The sequence below is a fragment of the Xanthobacter oligotrophicus genome (assembly GCF_008364685.1).
Lineage (GTDB): Bacteria > Pseudomonadota > Alphaproteobacteria > Rhizobiales > Xanthobacteraceae > Xanthobacter > Xanthobacter oligotrophicus.
On sequence record NZ_VTTL01000012.1, the window covers coordinates 211,546 to 228,928 of the forward strand.

Annotated in this window: 13 protein-coding genes; 3 read left to right on the top strand and 10 right to left on the bottom strand. The window is 67.4% G+C overall.

The features are described from left to right. Positions 1–64 precede the first annotated feature (64 nt). Together FZ033_RS20145 and FZ033_RS20150 are read right to left on the bottom strand one after the other, a co-directional pair. The gene (locus FZ033_RS20145; RefSeq protein ID WP_149577847.1) at positions 65–640 is read right to left on the bottom strand and encodes an HdeD family acid-resistance protein; all 576 of its coding nucleotides are present in this window, start codon (positions 638–640) and stop codon (positions 65–67) included. Between the two features lie 438 nt (positions 641–1,078). Beyond that, complete coding sequence (locus FZ033_RS20150; protein WP_149577848.1) at positions 1,079–2,335, bottom strand: L,D-transpeptidase family protein; 1,257 nt, start codon at positions 2,333–2,335, stop codon at positions 1,079–1,081. Positions 2,336–2,611: 276 nt separating this feature from the next. Between FZ033_RS20150 and FZ033_RS20155 the strand changes: the two genes are divergently transcribed. The 3 genes from FZ033_RS20155 (at position 2,612) to metH (ending at position 8,476) form a co-directional block, all read left to right on the top strand. Then, a complete protein-coding gene (locus FZ033_RS20155; protein WP_149577849.1) occupies positions 2,612–3,631 on the top strand; it encodes an ArsR/SmtB family transcription factor in 1,020 nt (339 codons plus the stop codon). Continuing rightward, on the top strand, positions 3,631–4,584 hold the full coding sequence (gene metF, locus FZ033_RS20160; RefSeq protein ID WP_149577850.1) for a methylenetetrahydrofolate reductase [NAD(P)H]: 954 nt from the start codon (positions 3,631–3,633) through the stop codon (positions 4,582–4,584). The genes FZ033_RS20155 and metF overlap by 1 nt, the downstream gene beginning before the upstream one ends. Positions 4,585–4,741: 157 nt before the next feature. Continuing rightward, positions 4,742–8,476 (top strand): methionine synthase, encoded by a 3,735-nt coding sequence (metH, locus tag FZ033_RS20165; RefSeq protein ID WP_149577851.1) that lies wholly within the window; start codon positions 4,742–4,744, stop codon positions 8,474–8,476. A 74-nt stretch (positions 8,477–8,550) separates the two neighbouring features. On the opposite strand, the gene FZ033_RS20170 is transcribed toward metH, so the two are convergent. From FZ033_RS20170 to FZ033_RS20205, 8 genes are all read right to left on the bottom strand, one after another. Then, positions 8,551–8,751, bottom strand: a complete 201-nt coding sequence (locus FZ033_RS20170) for a hypothetical protein (RefSeq protein ID WP_149577852.1) — start codon at positions 8,749–8,751, stop codon at positions 8,551–8,553. Between the two features lie 79 nt (positions 8,752–8,830). Then, entirely contained in the window at positions 8,831–9,349 is a 519-nt protein-coding gene (locus FZ033_RS20175; RefSeq protein WP_149577853.1) for a hypothetical protein, read from the bottom strand. Between the two features lie 70 nt (positions 9,350–9,419). Continuing rightward, positions 9,420–10,280 (bottom strand): 16S rRNA (adenine(1518)-N(6)/adenine(1519)-N(6))-dimethyltransferase RsmA, encoded by an 861-nt coding sequence (gene rsmA, locus FZ033_RS20180; protein ID WP_149577854.1) that lies wholly within the window; start codon positions 10,278–10,280, stop codon positions 9,420–9,422. After that, complete coding sequence (pdxA, locus tag FZ033_RS20185; RefSeq protein WP_149577855.1) at positions 10,277–11,329, bottom strand: 4-hydroxythreonine-4-phosphate dehydrogenase PdxA; 1,053 nt, start codon at positions 11,327–11,329, stop codon at positions 10,277–10,279. Before pdxA ends, rsmA begins: the two co-directional genes overlap by 4 nt. 138 nt (positions 11,330–11,467) lie before the next feature. Continuing rightward, positions 11,468–12,379: a SurA N-terminal domain-containing protein gene (locus FZ033_RS20190; protein ID WP_149577856.1), complete on the bottom strand. Its 912-nt coding sequence runs from the start codon at positions 12,377–12,379 to the stop codon at positions 11,468–11,470. A gap of 110 nt (positions 12,380–12,489) precedes the next feature. Continuing rightward, a complete protein-coding gene (locus FZ033_RS20195; RefSeq protein ID WP_149577857.1) occupies positions 12,490–14,916 on the bottom strand; it encodes an LPS-assembly protein LptD in 2,427 nt (808 codons plus the stop codon). A 98-nt stretch (positions 14,917–15,014) separates the two neighbouring features. Next, entirely contained in the window at positions 15,015–16,109 is a 1,095-nt protein-coding gene (lptG, locus tag FZ033_RS20200; protein ID WP_149577858.1) for an LPS export ABC transporter permease LptG, read from the bottom strand. 5 nt (positions 16,110–16,114) lie between these two features. After that, entirely contained in the window at positions 16,115–17,341 is a 1,227-nt protein-coding gene (locus tag FZ033_RS20205; protein WP_149577859.1) for an LptF/LptG family permease, read from the bottom strand. Between the last annotated feature and the right edge of the window lie 42 nt (positions 17,342–17,383).

Below are 17,383 nucleotides of genomic sequence, written 5' to 3' on the forward strand. Positions count from 1 at the left end.
CGGCCGTGGCCGGGCAGGAGGATATATGGGGTCGGCAGCACTCCGACCGGTGGTCCGGGCCGCCTCAGCCCTTCTTCTCGCGCAGGGCGAGGCCGAACATCAGCGTGCCGACGCCGTTGACGATGAGGTCCACGCCCAGGAACAGGCCGAGGATGTAGACCGAGTTCACCGGCCAGCGGGCGATGATGATGGCGCCAAGCAGCAAGGTGACGATGCCCGACACCACGATGAAGCCCCAGCCCTTGGCGGGACGGGAGCCGACGCCGGCGAAGATGCGGAAGATGCCTTCCACCGCCAGCGCCACGCCGATCATCAGGGTCAGCACGCCGGCGCCGAGCAGCGGGTTGTTGATCATGAGGCCGCCGGCTACCACGTAGAGCACGCCGGCCAGCAGCCAGTAAAAGAACCGGCCCCAGCCCTGGACCCGGAAGGCGTGGATGACCTGGACCACGCCGCCCACGAGAACGAGCGCGCCCACCCACAGCACCGTGACGAAGGTGGAGGCGAGCACATGGGCGAGGGCCACGAACCCGAGCACGATAAAGGCGATGCCCAGCACCGCGAACCAGCCCCAGCTGGCGCGCACGGCGTGAAGCTGGTCGGTGACCGTGGATGCGGGAGTCTGCGCAGGCATTGTCATTTTGCCGTCTCCGGATGCGACGGGCATGGCGCCCTCGCCGGTTGGGGTGAGTCGTTCCACCCGCTGTGATCATACAGGAGGAACCGGCAGCTCACAGCGCGGGGTGTAGCGGAGTTGGGGTGCAATCCGGTGCCCTGGCCGGCACGCGCAGGACCAGCCCCGGCATCGGGGGCAAGACCTCAGGATCGTGATGGGTGGTGCGAAGGGCGCCTGTCCGCCGCCGGAGCGATTCGCACGCCGGAGCTGTACGGAGCGGGAGGCGGGCTGGAAAAGAGCCTATGGGGCGGGCTCAGGCATTGCCGTCATCGCGTCGGCCCGGATTGAGACCGGGGAGGCATCCCGCGCGGGGGGATGTTCGGGCGCGTGGCGACTTAGCGGAGGCAGGCGACGCAGGCAGGAAAACCCGGCCGGCGCAAGGCGCCGACCGGGTTTGAAGAATCAGCGCTGGGCCGGGACCACCGGCTTGCCGGCAGACGCGGTGGAGACCGGGGCGGGGGCGCCGGCATTGGCCTGCGGGGTGCCGGTCTTCGGCAGGATCACCACCTTGGTGCCCACGCCGGCGCGGTCGAACAAATCTTCGATGTCGGCGTTCAGCAGGCGGAAGCAGCCGGACGACACGAACTTGCCGATGGTCTGGGGCTCGTTGGTGCCGTGGATGCGGTATTCGGTGCTGCCCAGATAGAGCGCGCGGGCACCCATGGGATTGCCCGGGCCGCCGGCCATGAAGCGCGGCAGGTAGGGCTGGCGCTGGATCATCTCCGACGGCGGGCGCCAATCGGGCCATTCCGCCTTGCGGGAAATCTTCTGGGTGCCGGCCCAGGTGAAGCCCTCGCGGCCCACGCCGATGCCGTAGCGGATCGCCTTGCCGCCGCCCACCACGTAATAGAGGTAGGTGTTAGGCGTATCGATGATGATGGTGCCGGCCGGCTGGGTGGTCACATAGTCCACCGTCTGGCGGCGGAAACGCTCCGGCACCGGCTCGGTGGGGTCCACGTTCTCGATGCGCGGGCCGGACGGCGCCTCGGTGGTGCCGGGCACCACGGCGGAGTTCGTCGCATAGGCGCCGGCGGGCGGCGGCCCGGCGTTGATGCTGGCGTAAAGGGCGTCCTGGTCCACCGCGCCGCGGCCGGAACCGCCGTAGGTGGCCTGCGCCGGGGGCTCATAGGCGGGGGCCTGCTGGCCGTAGACACCGGCCGGCGGCGCGCCGGCCTGGGGCGCGGCATAGGTCTGCTGGCTGTAGCCCTGGTTGCCGTAGGGCTGATTTCCGTAAGCCTGGCCCTGGGGCACGACCGCGCCCGGCTGCGGGCCGCCCTGGGGGGCGACGGCGCTCGGCGCGGCGGAATAGTTCGGCTGCACCGGCTGCGGATAGCCCTGCTGGGGGTAGGCCTGCTGCGGATAAGGCTGCGCCGCGGGCGCGCCATAGCCCGGCGCTGCCTGCTGGCCGGGGGGCGGCAGCTCGGTGCGCTCCAACTGGTCGCGGCGCACGGGCGCCTGGCGGGCATAGGGATCGGAATAGCCGGGCGGCGGCGCGCCATAGCCCCCCACGGAGCCGGGCGGCAGCGTGCCCGTTTCCTCTTCGTCCGCCCCGTTGGCGGGCAGGCTGTAGCTCGTGCCATTGGCAGGCTGGCCGAAGGCCGGCGCGGTGAGAACCGATGCCCCGAAGGCGGCGAGGAGAAGTTTGTGGCGCAGGGTCATATGAGAGGGTTAACCGTGAAACGTGACGAAATTGGAAACGGAGCGCGGAAAATTTCGCACGCCGCATCGGTAATATCGTACGGAAGCGCCGGGCGCTCCCTCACCTCCGCCGATCTGTGACAAAAGCGTGTATGCCCGCCGTTGTGTGGGCGCAACGGCCCTTCTCGCAGCGCCGCTGATCGTGATCGGCATGGCTGATAACGGCCCGCGCGCCCCCGCGTCATGGTGCAGCGGAGGCGCTTGAATGTGGCGACGTTAGGATATAAAGATATCTTTATGTCAAATCCGAAGGTCCGCCCGTCCCTGTCGTTCCCCGCCGTGCTCGAAAGCCTGAAGGCGGCGGGCGAGGACACGCGCCTGCGCTTGATCGCGGTGCTGGGCGAGGCGGAGCTGACCGTTTCGGACCTCACCGAGATCCTGGGCCAGTCCCAGCCGCGCATCTCCCGCCATCTCAAGCTCCTGGCCGAGGCCGGGCTGGTGGAGCGGCACCGGGAGGCAAGCTGGATCTTCTATCGCCGGGCAGCGGACGGGGCGGGCGGGCGAATCGGCGCCGCGCTTCTTGAGCTGCTGGATCGCGACGACCCGGTGCTGGTGGGCGACCGGGCGCGCCTCGTGGCGGTGCGGGCGGCCCGCGCCGCGGCGGCGCAGGCCTATTTTGCCGCCCACGCCCGCGAGTGGGATGAGATTCGCCGGCTCCACGTGCCCGAGGCGGCGGTGGAAGCGGCGGTGCGACAGGTGCTGGGCGCCACGCCGATCCAGTCGCTGCTGGATCTCGGCACCGGCACCGGCCGCATGCTGGAGGTGTTCGCCCCCGATATCGAGCGCGGCATGGGCATCGACCTGTCGCCGGACATGCTGGGCGTTGCCCGCACCCATCTGGAGCGCGCCGGCATCCGCCATTGCCTGCTGCGCCAAAGCGACATCTATGCCGTGCCGGCGCCGCGCGATTCGTTCGATGCGGTGATCGTGCATCAGGTGCTGCATTATCTCGACGACGGCGGCCGCGCCCTGAAGGAGGCGGCGCGGGTGCTGCGCCCCGGCGGGCGCCTGCTGGTGGTGGATTTCGCCCCCCACGGCCTCGAATTCCTGCGCGACGCCCATGCCCACCGCCATCTCGGCTTCCCGCGCGAGACGGTGGAGGGCTGGCTGGCCGACGCCGGGCTCGACCTCGTCACATTCCGCACCCTCGCGCCCGACGGCAAGGCGGGGGACGGGCTCACCGTTTCGCTCTGGCTGGCGCGCGATCCGCGCGTGCTCATGGCCGAGGCCGACCTTGCCGACAGGGAGATTGCCTGATGACCACGCCTGCCCTTGCTCCTGCTCCCGCCCCGGTCCGGGCGAGCCGGGAGATGGACCGGCCGCCGGTGAAGGTCTCCTTCGAGTTCTTCCCGCCGAAGTCGCCGGAGATGGAAAAGACCCTGTGGTCGTCCATTGCCCGCCTCGCGCCGCTGTCGCCCGATTTCGTCTCGGTCACCTACGGCGCCGGCGGCTCCACCCGCGAGCGCACCCACGCCACCGTGGAGCGCATCGCCAAGGAGACCGACCTTGCCCCCGCCGCCCACCTCACCTGCGTGGCCGCGACCCGGGACGAGATCGACGCCGTGGTGCGCGCCTATGGCGAGGCGGGCGTGAAACATATCGTGGCTCTGCGCGGCGATCCGGTGACCGGAGTGGGCACGGCCTACGAGCCCCATCCCGGCGGCTATGCCTATGCCAATGACCTGGTGGCCGGCATCAAGCGCCTGGGCGATTTCGAGGTGTCGGTGTCCGCCTATCCCGAAAAGCACCCCGAGAGCGCCAGCCTCGATGCCGACATCGATGTGCTCAAAGCCAAGGTGGATGCGGGCGCTACCCGCGCCATCACCCAGTTCTTCTTCGAGAACGACGTGTATTTCCGCTATCTGGACAAGGTGCGGGCGCGGGGCATCGACATTCCCATCGTGCCCGGCATCCTGCCGGTGACCAACTTCAAGCAGGCCTCCAGCTTCGCCACCCGCACTGGCGCCAGCGTGCCGGCCTGGCTGCTGCGGCGGTTCGAGGGGCTCGACGACGACGTGGAGACGCGCAAGCTCATCGCCGCCGCCGTGGCCGCTGAGCAGGTGACGGACCTCGTTGATCGCGGCGTCACCGATATCCATTTCTATACGCTGAACCGCGCCGACCTGGTCTACGCCATCTGCCACCTGCTGGGCCTGCGGCCCAAGGCGGCGGGCGTGCTGGCGGATGCGCCAAAAGCTGTCGCCGTCTGAGCGCTAAAAGCCCTCTCCCGCTTGCGGGGGAGGGAGAGGGAGCCACATTCCCATCGGCGCCGGCAAAATTGGCGACGATGTCGTGTTTTCGTCCGGCGACGGACGCCCATCTGTTTCACCGAGGCTGTCCCAAGCCCCGAGCCCGAGAACTTCAGCCATGACCGAAACCCGCGCCGCCGACACCTTCTCAGCCCTCGCCAAGGCCGCGTCCGAGCGCATTCTCGTGCTCGACGGCGCCATGGGCACCATGATCCAGGGGCTGAAGCTGGACGAGGCCGGCTATCGCGGGGCGCGATTTGCCGATTGGCCGCGCGACGTGAAGGGCAACAACGACCTTCTCAGTCTCACCCAGCCCGACGCGGTGCGGGCCATCCACCTTGAATATTTCCGCGCCGGCGCGGACATGGTGGAGACCAACACCTTCTCCGGCACCTCCATCGCCCAGGCCGACTACGGCATGGAAGAGCTGGTCTACGAGCTGAATTTCGAGAGCGCGCGCCTTGCCCGGGAGGCCGGTGACATCGCCCAGGCCGAGGACGGCCGCCCGCGCTTCGTCGCCGGCGCCTTCGGCCCAACCAACCGCACCGCCTCCATTTCGCCTGACGTGAACGACCCCGGCTTCCGCGCCGTGACCTTCGACGACCTCGCCCGCGCCTATCACGAGCAGGCACGCGGCTTGGTCGACGGCGGGGCGGACATCCTGCTGGTGGAGACCATCTTCGACACGCTGAACGCGAAGGCGGCCATCTTCGCCATCGAGCAGCTGTTCGCCGAGCGCGGTACCCGCCTGCCGGTGATGATCTCCGGCACCATCACCGACCTGTCCGGCCGCACCTTGTCGGGCCAGACGCCCGCCGCCTTCTGGTATTCGCTCCAGCACGCCCGGCCGTTCTCCATCGGCCTCAATTGCGCGCTGGGAGCGCGGGAGATGCGCGCCCATGTGGCCGAGATCGGCCGGGTGGCGGACACGCTGGTGTGTGCCTATCCCAATGCCGGCCTGCCCAACGAATTCGGCATGTATGACGAGAGCCCGCAGGCCATGGCGGAACTGGTGGGCGAGTTCGCCGTCTCCGGTCTCGTGAACATCGTGGGCGGCTGCTGCGGCACCACGCCCGCCCACATCCGCGCCATCGCGGAAGCCGTGAAGGGCAAGGCGCCGCGCATGGTGCCGCAGATCGAGCCGCGCCTGCGCCTCGCCGGCCTCGAGCCGTTCGAGCTGACGCCGCAAATTCCCTTCGTGAACGTGGGCGAGCGCACCAACGTCACCGGCTCCGCCCGCTTCCGCAAGCTCGTCACCAACGGCGACTTCGCCGCGGCCCTCGCGGTGGCGCGCGACCAGGTGGAGAGCGGCGCCCAGGTCATCGACATCAACATGGACGAAGGCCTCCTCGACAGCGAGGCGGCCATGATCACCTTCCTCAATCTCGTCGCCGCCGAGCCGGACATCGCCAAGGTGCCGGTGATGGTGGATAGTTCCAAGTGGGAGATCATCGAGCAGGGGCTGAAGCGCCTCCAGGGCAAGGGCATCGTCAATTCCATCTCCATGAAGGAGGGCGAGGACGCCTTCCGCGAGAAGGCGCGGCTGGTGCGCTCCTATGGCGCCGCCGTGGTGGTGATGGCCTTCGACGAGGAGGGCCAGGCCGACAGCTTCGAGCGCAAGACCCAGATCTGTGCCCGGGCCTATCGCATCCTCACGGAAGAGCTGGGCTTCCCGCCGGAAGACATCATCTTCGATCCCAACATCTTCGCGGTGGCCACCGGCATCGAGGAGCATTCCGGCTATGGCGTCGCCTTCATTGAGGCGACCCGCTGGATCCGGCAGAACCTGCCCCACGCGCACGTGTCGGGCGGCGTCTCCAACCTGTCGTTCTCGTTCCGCGGCAACGAGCCGGTGCGCGAGGCCATGCACGCGGTGTTCCTCTATCACGCCATCCAGGCGGGTATGGACATGGGCATCGTCAATGCCGGCCAGCTCGCCGTCTATGACGAGATCGAGCCCGGCCTGCGCGAGGCCTGCGAGGACGTGGTGCTGAACCGCCGTCCCGATGCCACCGAGCGCCTTTTGGAGATCGCGGAAGGCTTCAAGGGCACGGCCGGCAAGGAGAAGAAGGAGGCGGATCTCGCCTGGCGCACCTGGCCGGTGGACAAGCGCCTCGCCCATGCCCTCGTCAACGGCATCACCGACTTCGTGGAGGTGGACACCGAGGAGGCGCGCCAATCCGTCGCCCGCCCGCTCCACGTCATCGAGGGTCCGCTGATGGCGGGCATGAACGTGGTGGGCGACCTGTTCGGCGCCGGCAAGATGTTCCTGCCCCAGGTGGTGAAGTCCGCCCGCGTGATGAAGCAGGCGGTGGCCTATCTCATGCCCTTCATGGAGACGGAAAAGGCGGAGATGGGCGTCACCTCCGCCTCGGCCGCCGGCAAGGTGCTGATGGCGACCGTGAAGGGCGACGTGCACGACATCGGCAAGAACATCGTGGGCGTCGTGCTCCAGTGCAACAATTACGAGGTCATCGACCTCGGCGTCATGGTGCCCATGGCCAAGATCCTCGAAACCGCCAAGGCGCAGAAGGTGGACGTGATCGGCCTTAGCGGCCTCATCACCCCGTCTCTGGACGAGATGGTGAATGTGGCCGCCGAGATGGAGCGCGAGGGCTTTTCCCTGCCGCTGCTCATCGGCGGGGCCACCACCTCGCGCGTCCATACCGCAGTGAAGATCTCGCCCCGCTACGAGCGCGGGCAGGCGGTCTATGTCACCGATGCCAGCCGGGCGGTGGGCGTGGTTTCCAACCTGCTCAATCAGGAGACGCGCGGGGCCTATGTGGCCGACATCCGTGCTGAGTACAAGAAGCTCGCCGAGGCCCATGCGCGGGCGGACGCCAACAAGCAGCGCGTGCCCCTCGCCAAGGCGCGGGAGAACGGCTTGAAGCTGGACTTCTCCGCCTATGAGGCACCCCGGCCCGGCTTCCTCGGCACCCAGGTGTTCGAGGACCACGACCTCGCGGACCTTGTGCCCTTCATCGACTGGACGCCCTTCTTCCAGTCCTGGGAACTGACCGGACGATACCCGGCCATCCTTGAGGACCCTGTGGTGGGCGAGCCGGCCCGCGCGCTGTTTTCCGACGCTCAGGCGATGCTGGAGAAGATGGTCGAGGAGAAGTGGGTGAGCGCCCGCGCCGTGGTGGGCTTCTGGCCCGCCAACGCCATGGGCGACGACATCGTCCTGTTCCGCGACGACACCCGCAAGACGCCGCTCGCCACCCTCCACACCCTGCGCCAGCAGCTCGCCAAGCGGGACGGGCGCTTCAACCTGGCGCTTTCGGACTTCGTCGCGCCGCTGGAGACCGGGGTCGCCGACTATGTGGGCGGCTTCGCGGTGACCACCGGCATAGGCGAGGAGGAGCGGGTGGCGGCCTTCAAGGCGGCCAACGACGATTATTCCGCCATTCTGCTCAAGGCCCTGTGCGACCGCCTCGCCGAGGCCTTCGCCGAGCGCCTGCACCATCTGGTGCGCACCGGGCTTTGGGGCTATGCGGCGGACGAGGCGCTGGCCAACGACGACCTCATCGCCGAGCGCTATCGCGGCATCCGCCCCGCGCCCGGCTATCCGGCCCAGCCCGACCACACGGAAAAGGCGACGATTTTCCGCCTGCTCGACGCCACCCACAAGGCGGGCATCCAGCTGACGGAGAGCTTCGCCATGTGGCCGGGAGCGGCGGTGTCGGGGCTGTATTTCGCCCACCCCGAGAGCGCCTATTTCGGCGTCGGCCGCATCGAGCGCGACCAGGTGGAGGACTACGCCGCCCGCAAGGGCTGGAGCGTGGAGGAGGCCGAGAAGTGGCTCGCCCCCATCCTCAATTACGATCCGGCGCGGGTGGAGGCGGCGGAGTAGGGGGCATAAAAAAACGCGCCGCAGGTGCGCGGCGCGTTGGTCCAGATCTGAATGTCGATCAGCTCAAAAGGCGATCAGCGAGGACGCAATACGGCCGCTCGTGCACCAGCGACATCGGTTTGAACTGGTGCATCCTCACCGGACGTGCCTGCGAGCAGACGCTTGACGCGGGCAACATGCTTGGCCGCAGCTTCGGCGTCCTTGGCTCGAACGCCGTCGAACACGCGATTGCTGACGTAGCAATCCGCATCCTTGGACTTCAGAGCGAGAGCCATAACACCTACTCCTAATTAAGTGTGTGATTATTCACACACAACGCCCGGTGTCAAACGTGACGCTTGTGCAGGCCTGATTTCATACCAAAGCCATGAGCCAATAAGTCCGGCCGTACGGGTCTGTTCCCGACTCGTAGAGGGTGTACCCCAGTTCGCGCAACCGGGATGTGATGAGTTGGTGCTTGACCAGCGCCTTCGTCGTCGGGCGACGCATTTTCGTCACCCTATAAAGGGATCTCGGCCGAACGCGCTGAATGAGTACCGTGCAGCTCTGGACGACAATAGGCATGACAAGTGGCCTTATGGAGGCCGGAATATAACGCCGCGCGGTTTGCGGGTCCTGCGTGGAGAATGGGAGCTCGCCGCCATCCAATGGCGTACAGGTGATCGAAAACGAAAATTCGTGGAACCACCTGCTCGCCGGCGCCTCATGAGTATTGGTCGTATAATCCAGCGCACATTCGATGGAAACGACGCGATCCGTCTGCAGGCAACGCGCTATGGGTACGACGGCTGAATAATCGCATCCCTCCGCTTCGAGGTCGATGTCCGTCGGCACGCGATCGAGAAGGGGCTCAAACATTGGATGGGCGGCCAAAGGGAGACGCATCCTATGCGTGTAGCACCGACAACAGAGATTCGTCCCGCCTTTGCACGGCGTTGAGCTATCACGCCGCCGCGCCCGCCTTTAGCTGCGCGAACACATTCGCCAGCCGGACGAAGCCGTCCACATCGATCTCCTCGGCCCGCGCCGTCTCCTCGACGCCGGTGGCGGCGAGCAGGGCGGCGGTGTCCACGCCAAGGGATTTCAGGCTCTGGCGCAGCATCTTGCGGCGCTGGCCGAAGGCGGCTTCGGTCACCTTCTCCAAGGCCGAGAGGGCGCAGGGCAGGGGCTCCGCCCGCGGCACCAGATGCACCACGGAGGAGGTCACCTTCGGCGGCGGCACGAAGGCGGAGGGGGCCACATCGAAGGCGATGCGCGCCGTGGTCCGCCAGCCCGCCAGCACCGCGAGCCGGCCATAGGCCTTCGAGCCCGGCGCGGCCACGATGCGCTCCGCCACCTCCTTCTGGAACATGAGGGTGAGGGAGGAGAACCAGGGCGGCCAGGGATCGGTGGAGAGCCAGCCGATGAGCAGCAGCGTCGCGATATTGTAGGGCAGGTTCGCCACCACCCGCACCTCGCCGTCGCCCACGAGGGGGCGCACGTCCACCTTCAGGGCGTCGCCGGAGATCACCTCCAGCCGGCCGGGATAATGGTCGCTGACTTCGGCCAGGGCATCCAGGCAGCGCTGATCGCGCTCGATGGCGATGACGCGCCGGGCGCCCAGGGCCAGCAGCGCCCGCGTCAGCCCGCCCGGCCCGGGACCCACCTCCACCACGGTCGCCCCTTCAAGGGGGCCGGAGGCGCGGGCGATGCGGCCGGTGAGGTTCAGGTCCAGAAGGAAGTTCTGGCCCAGCGATTTCTGTGCCGAGAGGCCGTGCCGCCGGATGACGTCGCGCAGCGGCGGCAGGTCGTCGAGGGCGCTCACGCGGGGATTGCCGCGCGGTGGCCTTCGCGTACGGCAAGGGCTGATTCTGCATCCGCGAGGCGGCGGGCGAGCCGGAGCGCCGCCACCAGGCTGGAGGGGTTGGCGCGGCCGGTTCCGGCGATGTCGAAGGCGGTGCCGTGATCGGGCGAGGTGCGGATGAACGGCAGGCCCAGGGTCACGTTCACCCCGTCGTGGAAGGCCAGGGTCTTGGCCGGGATCAGCACCTGGTCGTGATACATGCCCACCGCCACGTCGTAGCCGGCCCGCGCCTCGGGGTGGAACAGGGTGTCGGCGGGAAGCGGCCCGCGGGCGTCGATGCCCTCGCGCTTGAGGGCGTCCACCGCGGGGCGCACGATGGCCTCGTCCTCGGTGCCGAGGGTGCCCTCCTCGCCCGCATGGGGGTTGAGGCCGCAGAACACGAGGCGAGGCCGGGCGAGGCCGAAGCGCCGGGCCATGTCGCCGGCGACGATGCGGCCGGTCTCCACCAGCAGCTCGACGGTGAGATGGCCGGGCACGTCCGCATAGGGCAGGTGGATGGTGGCCGGCACCACGGCCAGCTGCTCCGACCAGATCATCATCACCGGATGGGGCGCGGGACGGCCGGGGCGCGCGGCGCGGGCGGCCAGGAACTCGGTGTGGCCGGGAAAGGGAAAGCCGCCCGCATACATGACCGACTTCGCCAGCGGATTGGTGACCAGCGCCGCCGCGCGGCCGGCCTGGACGAGGCCGAGGGCCGCCTCAAGGCTTGCCACCACGCAGGGCGCGCTGGAGGCATCGGGCTTGCCGGACGAAGCGGTGGAGGCGGGACCTGCGGGCATCACCGGCAGCGCCTCGGCGAAGCGGCCGGCGGCGTCTTCCGGACCGGTCTCGGCCAGCGGCACGGTAAGGCCGAGTTGGTGTGCGCGGGCTTTCAGCGCTCCGGAATCGCCAGCGACGAGGAAGGCGGGCAGGCCCAGGTCCCGGCGCTGCGCCCAGGCCTTGAGCGTGATGTCGGGGCCGATGCCGGCGGGATCGCCGAGGGAAAGGACGAGGGGGGCGGGCGCGACCATCACAGCGTTTTCCGCAAAAGTTGAAACCGGTTTTGCGTCATGAAAACGCGTTGAACGGCGGAAGGGCCGGCTCGCCGGAGCCGCCCCAATGGCTATCAAGGTCGGATCGAAGGCCCGGGATTGCAACCCGTAAGCGCTTCAGCGGCGGCGGTACTCGATCAGCGACTGCTTCCTCAGCTCCGCCATGAACTTCTTGGATTCGGCGGTGAACTGGGCGTTGGACAGCTCGTCCTTGATTTCCTTCTTCTGCGAGCTCTCGCCGCGCACTTCGCGCTTGCCGCAGACGGCAAAGGTCTCGACCCCCGACTGGGCCACTTCCGGTGGGGTGAGACGGCCGATCTCGGTCTTGTCGAGGATCTGACGGAGCTGGGGCGGCATCTCGGAGGACAGGCGCGTCACCTTGGGGCGCACCACCACCTCCTTCAACGACTTCACCGTTTCCGCACCTGCATCGCAGTCGGTGAAGCGGCCGCGCAGGGCATTGGCCTCGGCGAGACGCGCGCCGTAGTTGGCGGCGGTGCGCGGCACCACGAAGACGATGGGCATGAGCGTGTATTCGGTGGCGATCATCTGGGTCTCGCCGCGCTTCTGCAGGGCGGCGACCACGTCCGCGTCGCGCACGTTCACCGTGCCCGAGCGGGCGCGCACATATTGGCCCCAGACATAATCGGCGAACAGCTTCTGCTTGAAGGTGCGATCGTTGAGGCCCTGCTGCTTGAAGCCTTCGCTGAGCTGCTCGGCGGTGCGGCCGGACCGCTCGGCCACGGACGCGTACAGGCGATCCACGTCCTTCTGCTCCACCTCCATCTTGAGGCGGATGGCTTGCTGGATCTTGATGCGCTCGTCGATGAGGTCTTCGAGGGCCTGCTGCGCTGTCACGCTCTTGCGCTCGATCATCTGGTGCATCAGCTGGCGCTGCGACACGTCAAACGTGGTGATGGGATCCCCGTTCACCATCACGATGATCTGCTGGGCCTGTGCGGGCGCGCCGGTGCCGAGGGCGAGGAAGGCCAGCGCAAGGGCTGTGAGGAAAAAATGACGAAGCAGCATGGTCCTGTCCGAAGGTCAGACGGCGACTTGTGTCCCCTTCCTGTGGCGGCATTGCGGCCCGACTGGCGGACCACAGCCCAGGCTGCGGCCGGCTCAGCCGGCGCGCCGCCTCACTGGTTGGTTTCGCTGCTGGAGCCGAACGAGGTGGAGAACCCGCCCTCGCCAAGCGTTCTCAGCCCGATGCGGAACATCACCTTGTTCACCGGCGCCGCGTTGGGGCCGTTCAGGGTGTAGTCGGTGACGTAGTTGAGGGCGAGGGTGAAGCAATCGTCGATATAGCTCAGGCCCACCAGCGTGTAGTCGAACTCGCCGGCGGCGAAATCGTAGCGCACCGCGCCACGGATGGCCCAATTGTCGTTCAGCTTGTACGAGGCGTTGGTGTAGATGCCCTCGCGCTTGTCGTAATAGCCCAGCAGCGGCTGGGCCTCGTAGCGGCCGTAGGTGACGGCCACGTTGAACCGGTCCAGCTCCGCCCGCCCCTGCAGCTCGAAGCGCTGCATGGAGAGGTTGTCGTTGTCGAACCGGAAGCGGGTCACGAATTCGAGATACTTGGTGGGCGAGTAGCCGAACTTGGCGATGTAGTCTGACGCCGTGGTCTCGAGGCCCGACTCAAGGCCGGTATTGGCCATGTCGCCATAGGCGAACGAGTTCCGGCCGAACAGGTTGTAGGACTGGCCGACCATGGCGGTGACAAGGCCGGCGCCGTTGATGGCGGCGGTGTAGGTCACGCCGAGATTGAGGCGGCTGCCGCCCTCGACCCGGTCGTAGCCCGAATATTTGTTCACCTCGAACAGGTTGGTGTCGTCGAACACCAGGCTCTGGGCATCCTCGTTCGGGAACTTGCCGATGTCGGTCTCGTTGGGCCGAATGATGACCTGGGCCCGCGGCTCGATGGTCTGGGTGCCCCAGCTCTCGGCGGAGATGAAGGGATACTTATAGTCGAGGCCCACCGCCGGCATGCCGCGGATCAGGTCGTCGGCGCCGGACTGGAGCGGGTTCTGGCCCGGCAGGGTGGCGCCATACATGTAGCTGTAGGGCAGGTAGCCGGTGTCCACGGAGGCGACGTCCACCCGCGCGGTCACGAACGGCGTCCAGATCTGGCCCATCGGATCGGTGATGGCCTTCTTCCAGTACAGCTCCGCCGACAGGCGCGTGTAGTCGCCCGGCGCGCCGCGCAGCAGGCACTGCTCCGGATTGGGGTTCATGAGCGCGCAGGAGCCGGTGGGGATACCCACGGCGCCGATGTTGGAGGTGAGCGCCGAGGTGCCGATAAAGTCGGCCTCCTGGCGGGTCAGGCTGGTGAGGTTGACCTTGATGCCGGATTCACCGCCCCACAGGGGCTTATCGAACACCTTGTTGTAATTGAGCGTGCCGACGATGGGCTGGATGTCCTGGTTGTCGGTCACCGACAGGCCGAGGAAATAAAGCCCGCGCACGTCGAAGAAGGAGCGGTCGCCCTGGCCGGTGAGGTAGACGGTGGAGGTCTTGGTGGTGACCCCGTCGCTGATCAGGTTGTAGTCCTGCAGGAAGGTGCGGTCGGAGACCAGCGTGCCATCCCAGCCGAAGGTCCAGAACTTGTTCAGCGCGAACGCGCCCGTGCTCTGGATGGCGCCGCGGTTGTCGCGATAGCCCGGCAGATATTCGGTCACCCCGTTGGAGGTGGTGGTGAAGGCGTCCTTGTCCTGCTGCAGGATGCCCGCGGCGCGGATGGTGTAGGCGCCGTTCATCAGGCGCTGGCGCCACTCGCCCTGCATCAGCACGCCCTGCTTGGTGGTGAAGGCGGGCGTCAGGGTCAGGTCGCGGTCGGGCGCGATGTTCCAGAAGAACGGCGTGCCGACGCCATAGCCGATCTGGCTCGACGAGAAGAATTCCGGAATGAGGAAGCCGGTCTTGCGCTTCACCGTGGGGTCGGGCGACGACAGGTACGGGAAATAAGCAACCGGAAACCCGAAGAACTCTACCCAGGCATCCTGGTAGTAGATCATCTTCTCGTCTTCGTTGTGGACGATCTTCTTGGCCTTGATCTGCCACAGCGGAGGCTTGCTCGGGTCGTCCTTGCACGGTTCGCAGGCGGTGTAGACGCCGTTCTGGAACACGGTCACGTTGCCGTCCGTGCGGTCGGCGCGGGTGGCGGCGAAGTGGGTCTTGTCCGGGGTGTCGAGGCGCAGGGAATCGATGAAGCCCTGCTTGAAGTCCTGCGTCAGCTCCAGGTTGTCGGCGGTGACGATCTTGCCGTCCTTGTCCTTCAGCCGGACGTTGCCCTGGGCGAACAGGGTGTTCGCCTTGCGGTCGAGCACCACCCGGTTCGCCTCCAGGGTCGAGCCGTCATAATAGATCTGGACCGTGCCGACGGCGGAGACCGTTTCCTTCTGGTAGTCGTATTCGAGCTGGTCGGCCGTCACCAGCATCTTCTGGTTCGGGTCGAGCTTGCGCGTGCCGGAAAAGCCCGAGCCGAGCGCGCTGGAGGTGATGTTGGGCTGCTGGCCGCTCTGCGTCTGCGCAACCGCGGGAGCGGTGGCGAGGAGGCTCGCTGCCATCAGGAAGAGGCTCGCCGCGGACGCAAGCATCCCCGTCCGGCGCGAAGTGCGGCGCCGGTCCCCGGTGATGCTGCCTACGGCGGGGGGAAGCCCGACCGTCATCCGTCCTCCCGATGCAACAGAATGAGGACCCCCAGAAGAATCCCGGTCACCGCAGGAAACCATGCTGCAGCAACGGGATGAACGAAACCCGCCTCGCCGAGATCCTCAGCGAGCTTGGTCCCCACATAAAGCAGAAAGCCCGCCAGCACGCCACCGAGAATCGTCTGTCCCACCCCGCCGAAGCGGAACACCCGCAGCCCCACCACCGCGGCAATGAGTACCATTGCCACCAGGAGAAACGGCCGCGCCAGAAGACTCTGGAGCTGAAGGCGGTATCTTTCGGCGCCGAAGCCGGATTGTTCTGCACTGCGGATGGCCGCGGGAAGTTGCCAAAACGACACGGTTTCCGGGGCGATCAGCGACTCCTGGATCTGCTTGGGGTCGAGATTCGTGGCGATGACGTAGGTATCATAGCGCTGGTGATCGAGGCCCGGAACCAGCACCTTGGCGTCGGTAAGAATCCATGCACCATCTCCCAAGGTTGCAGATCGGGCTTCCACACGCTCCACGAGACGGTCGGCCTTGTCGAACTCGAACACCACCACGCCGGACAGCGCCCGCCCGCCCTGGCGGGTGGCCTGGGCCTGGATGATGGACTGGCCGTCCACGCTCTGCTGGCGCACCCAGAACTCCTTCTTGCCCTGGGGCAGGAGGCCCGACGAGGAGGAGCCGAAGATCTCGCCCTCGATCTGGTTCGCGCGCTCCTTGAAGTCGGCGGAGACGGGGTTGAACACGGTGGTGGAGAAGATCCCGATGAGGAACGCCACCAGCACCGGCGGCGTGATGAACTGCCAGACCGAGAGCCCCACCGCCCGCGCCACCACCAGCTCCAGCCGCCGCGACAGCAGGACGAAGGTGGAGATGGCGCCGAACAGCACCGCGAACGGCATGAGCTGCTCGGTGAAGGAGGGGGCGCGGTAGAGGGTGACGAGGGCGAGCAGGCCCACCGTCACCTGCTCGCGGTCGGCGGTACGGCGCGCCATCTCCAGGAAGTCCACGAGCACGATGAGCGTGACGCAGGACAGGAAGATGAGCACCACCGCGCTCGCGAACCGCCGCGCGAAATAGAAGCCGAGAATGCGTCCGATCATGGGGCTCAGGCCGCCGCGCGCCGCGTGAAGCGCTGCTTCAGCCAATCCGCCAGGGCGACCAGAGCCGCCGGCGGGGAGAGGCGGATCCAGCCCTGGACCACCATGGCGCAGAGGGCCACGGTGACGATGGGCAGAAGATAGATGAGCGGCACCGCCCAGGCCTGGGTCTTCAACTGGCCGGCGATGGCGAAATTGCCGATCTGCACCAGGCCCATGGCCGGGATGATGGCGCCGAGCGCCGCGACCTGGCTCTGGCGGGTGGTGCGGGGACTGGCCAGCGCGGCGGCGGCAATGGCGAAGAAGGCCATGGGATAGAGCCCGGCGGACAGGCGCTTGTGCAGCTCCTCCCGGTAGCGGCCGGGGAAGAAGCGCAGGTAGAGGTCGTCCTGCGGCGGGTTCAGCACATAGGACAGGGGCCGCTCCATGGGCTTCACGTCCTGGCCCTGGGAATTGGGCGCGAGGGACGACAGGTCGAAGGCGTAGCGCTGGAATTCCACCACCGAGGAATTGGACGACTTGCCCTTGTCCTTGCTGGTGTCCTTGTTCGCCTCGCTCCCTTGGTTCGCGTCCTTCTCGGCATCCTTGGCCGCGCCGCCGCGGCGCTGGATGGAGCCGCTTTCCAGTACCAGGAAGATACCGGCGTCGCTCTCGATGATCTGGCCGCGGTCGGCGAGGTAGGTGGAGACACCGTCATCGCGCGCGTCGTTGATGAAGATGCCGCGCATCACTCCGTTGGGCGCGCGCTCGCGCACATGGAAGACGAGGCCCTGCGACAGGTTCACGAACCGTCCCGGCTGGGCGACGAAGGACACCACGTCCGCGCGCACCTTGGTGACCTGCTCGCGGAAGGTGGCAAGGCTGGCCGGCACCACCTTGATGGCGAGCAGCGCGCAGAAGGCCGAGACGAGCAAGGCAAGGACGATGAGCGGCCGCAGCAGCCGCCATGGGCCCATGCCGGCGGAGGCCATCACCACGATCTCGCTGTCGCCGTTGAGCTTGAGCAGGGTGTAGGCGGTGGCGATGAACAAAGCCGCCGGGGCGATCACCAGCACCAGCGTGGGCATGGTGAGGCTGGTGATGGCGACGAACGCAATGATGGTCTGGCCCTGGCTGGTGACGAGGTCGAGCTGGCGCAGGGCCTGCGTCGCCCAGATCATGCCGGCGAGCACCACCACGACGCCCAGGAACGCCACCGCGGCGGTCGAGAAAATGTAACGATCCAGACGGCCCATCAAAGCGTGCCTCAATGCGCGGAGCCGCCCCTCTCTCGCATT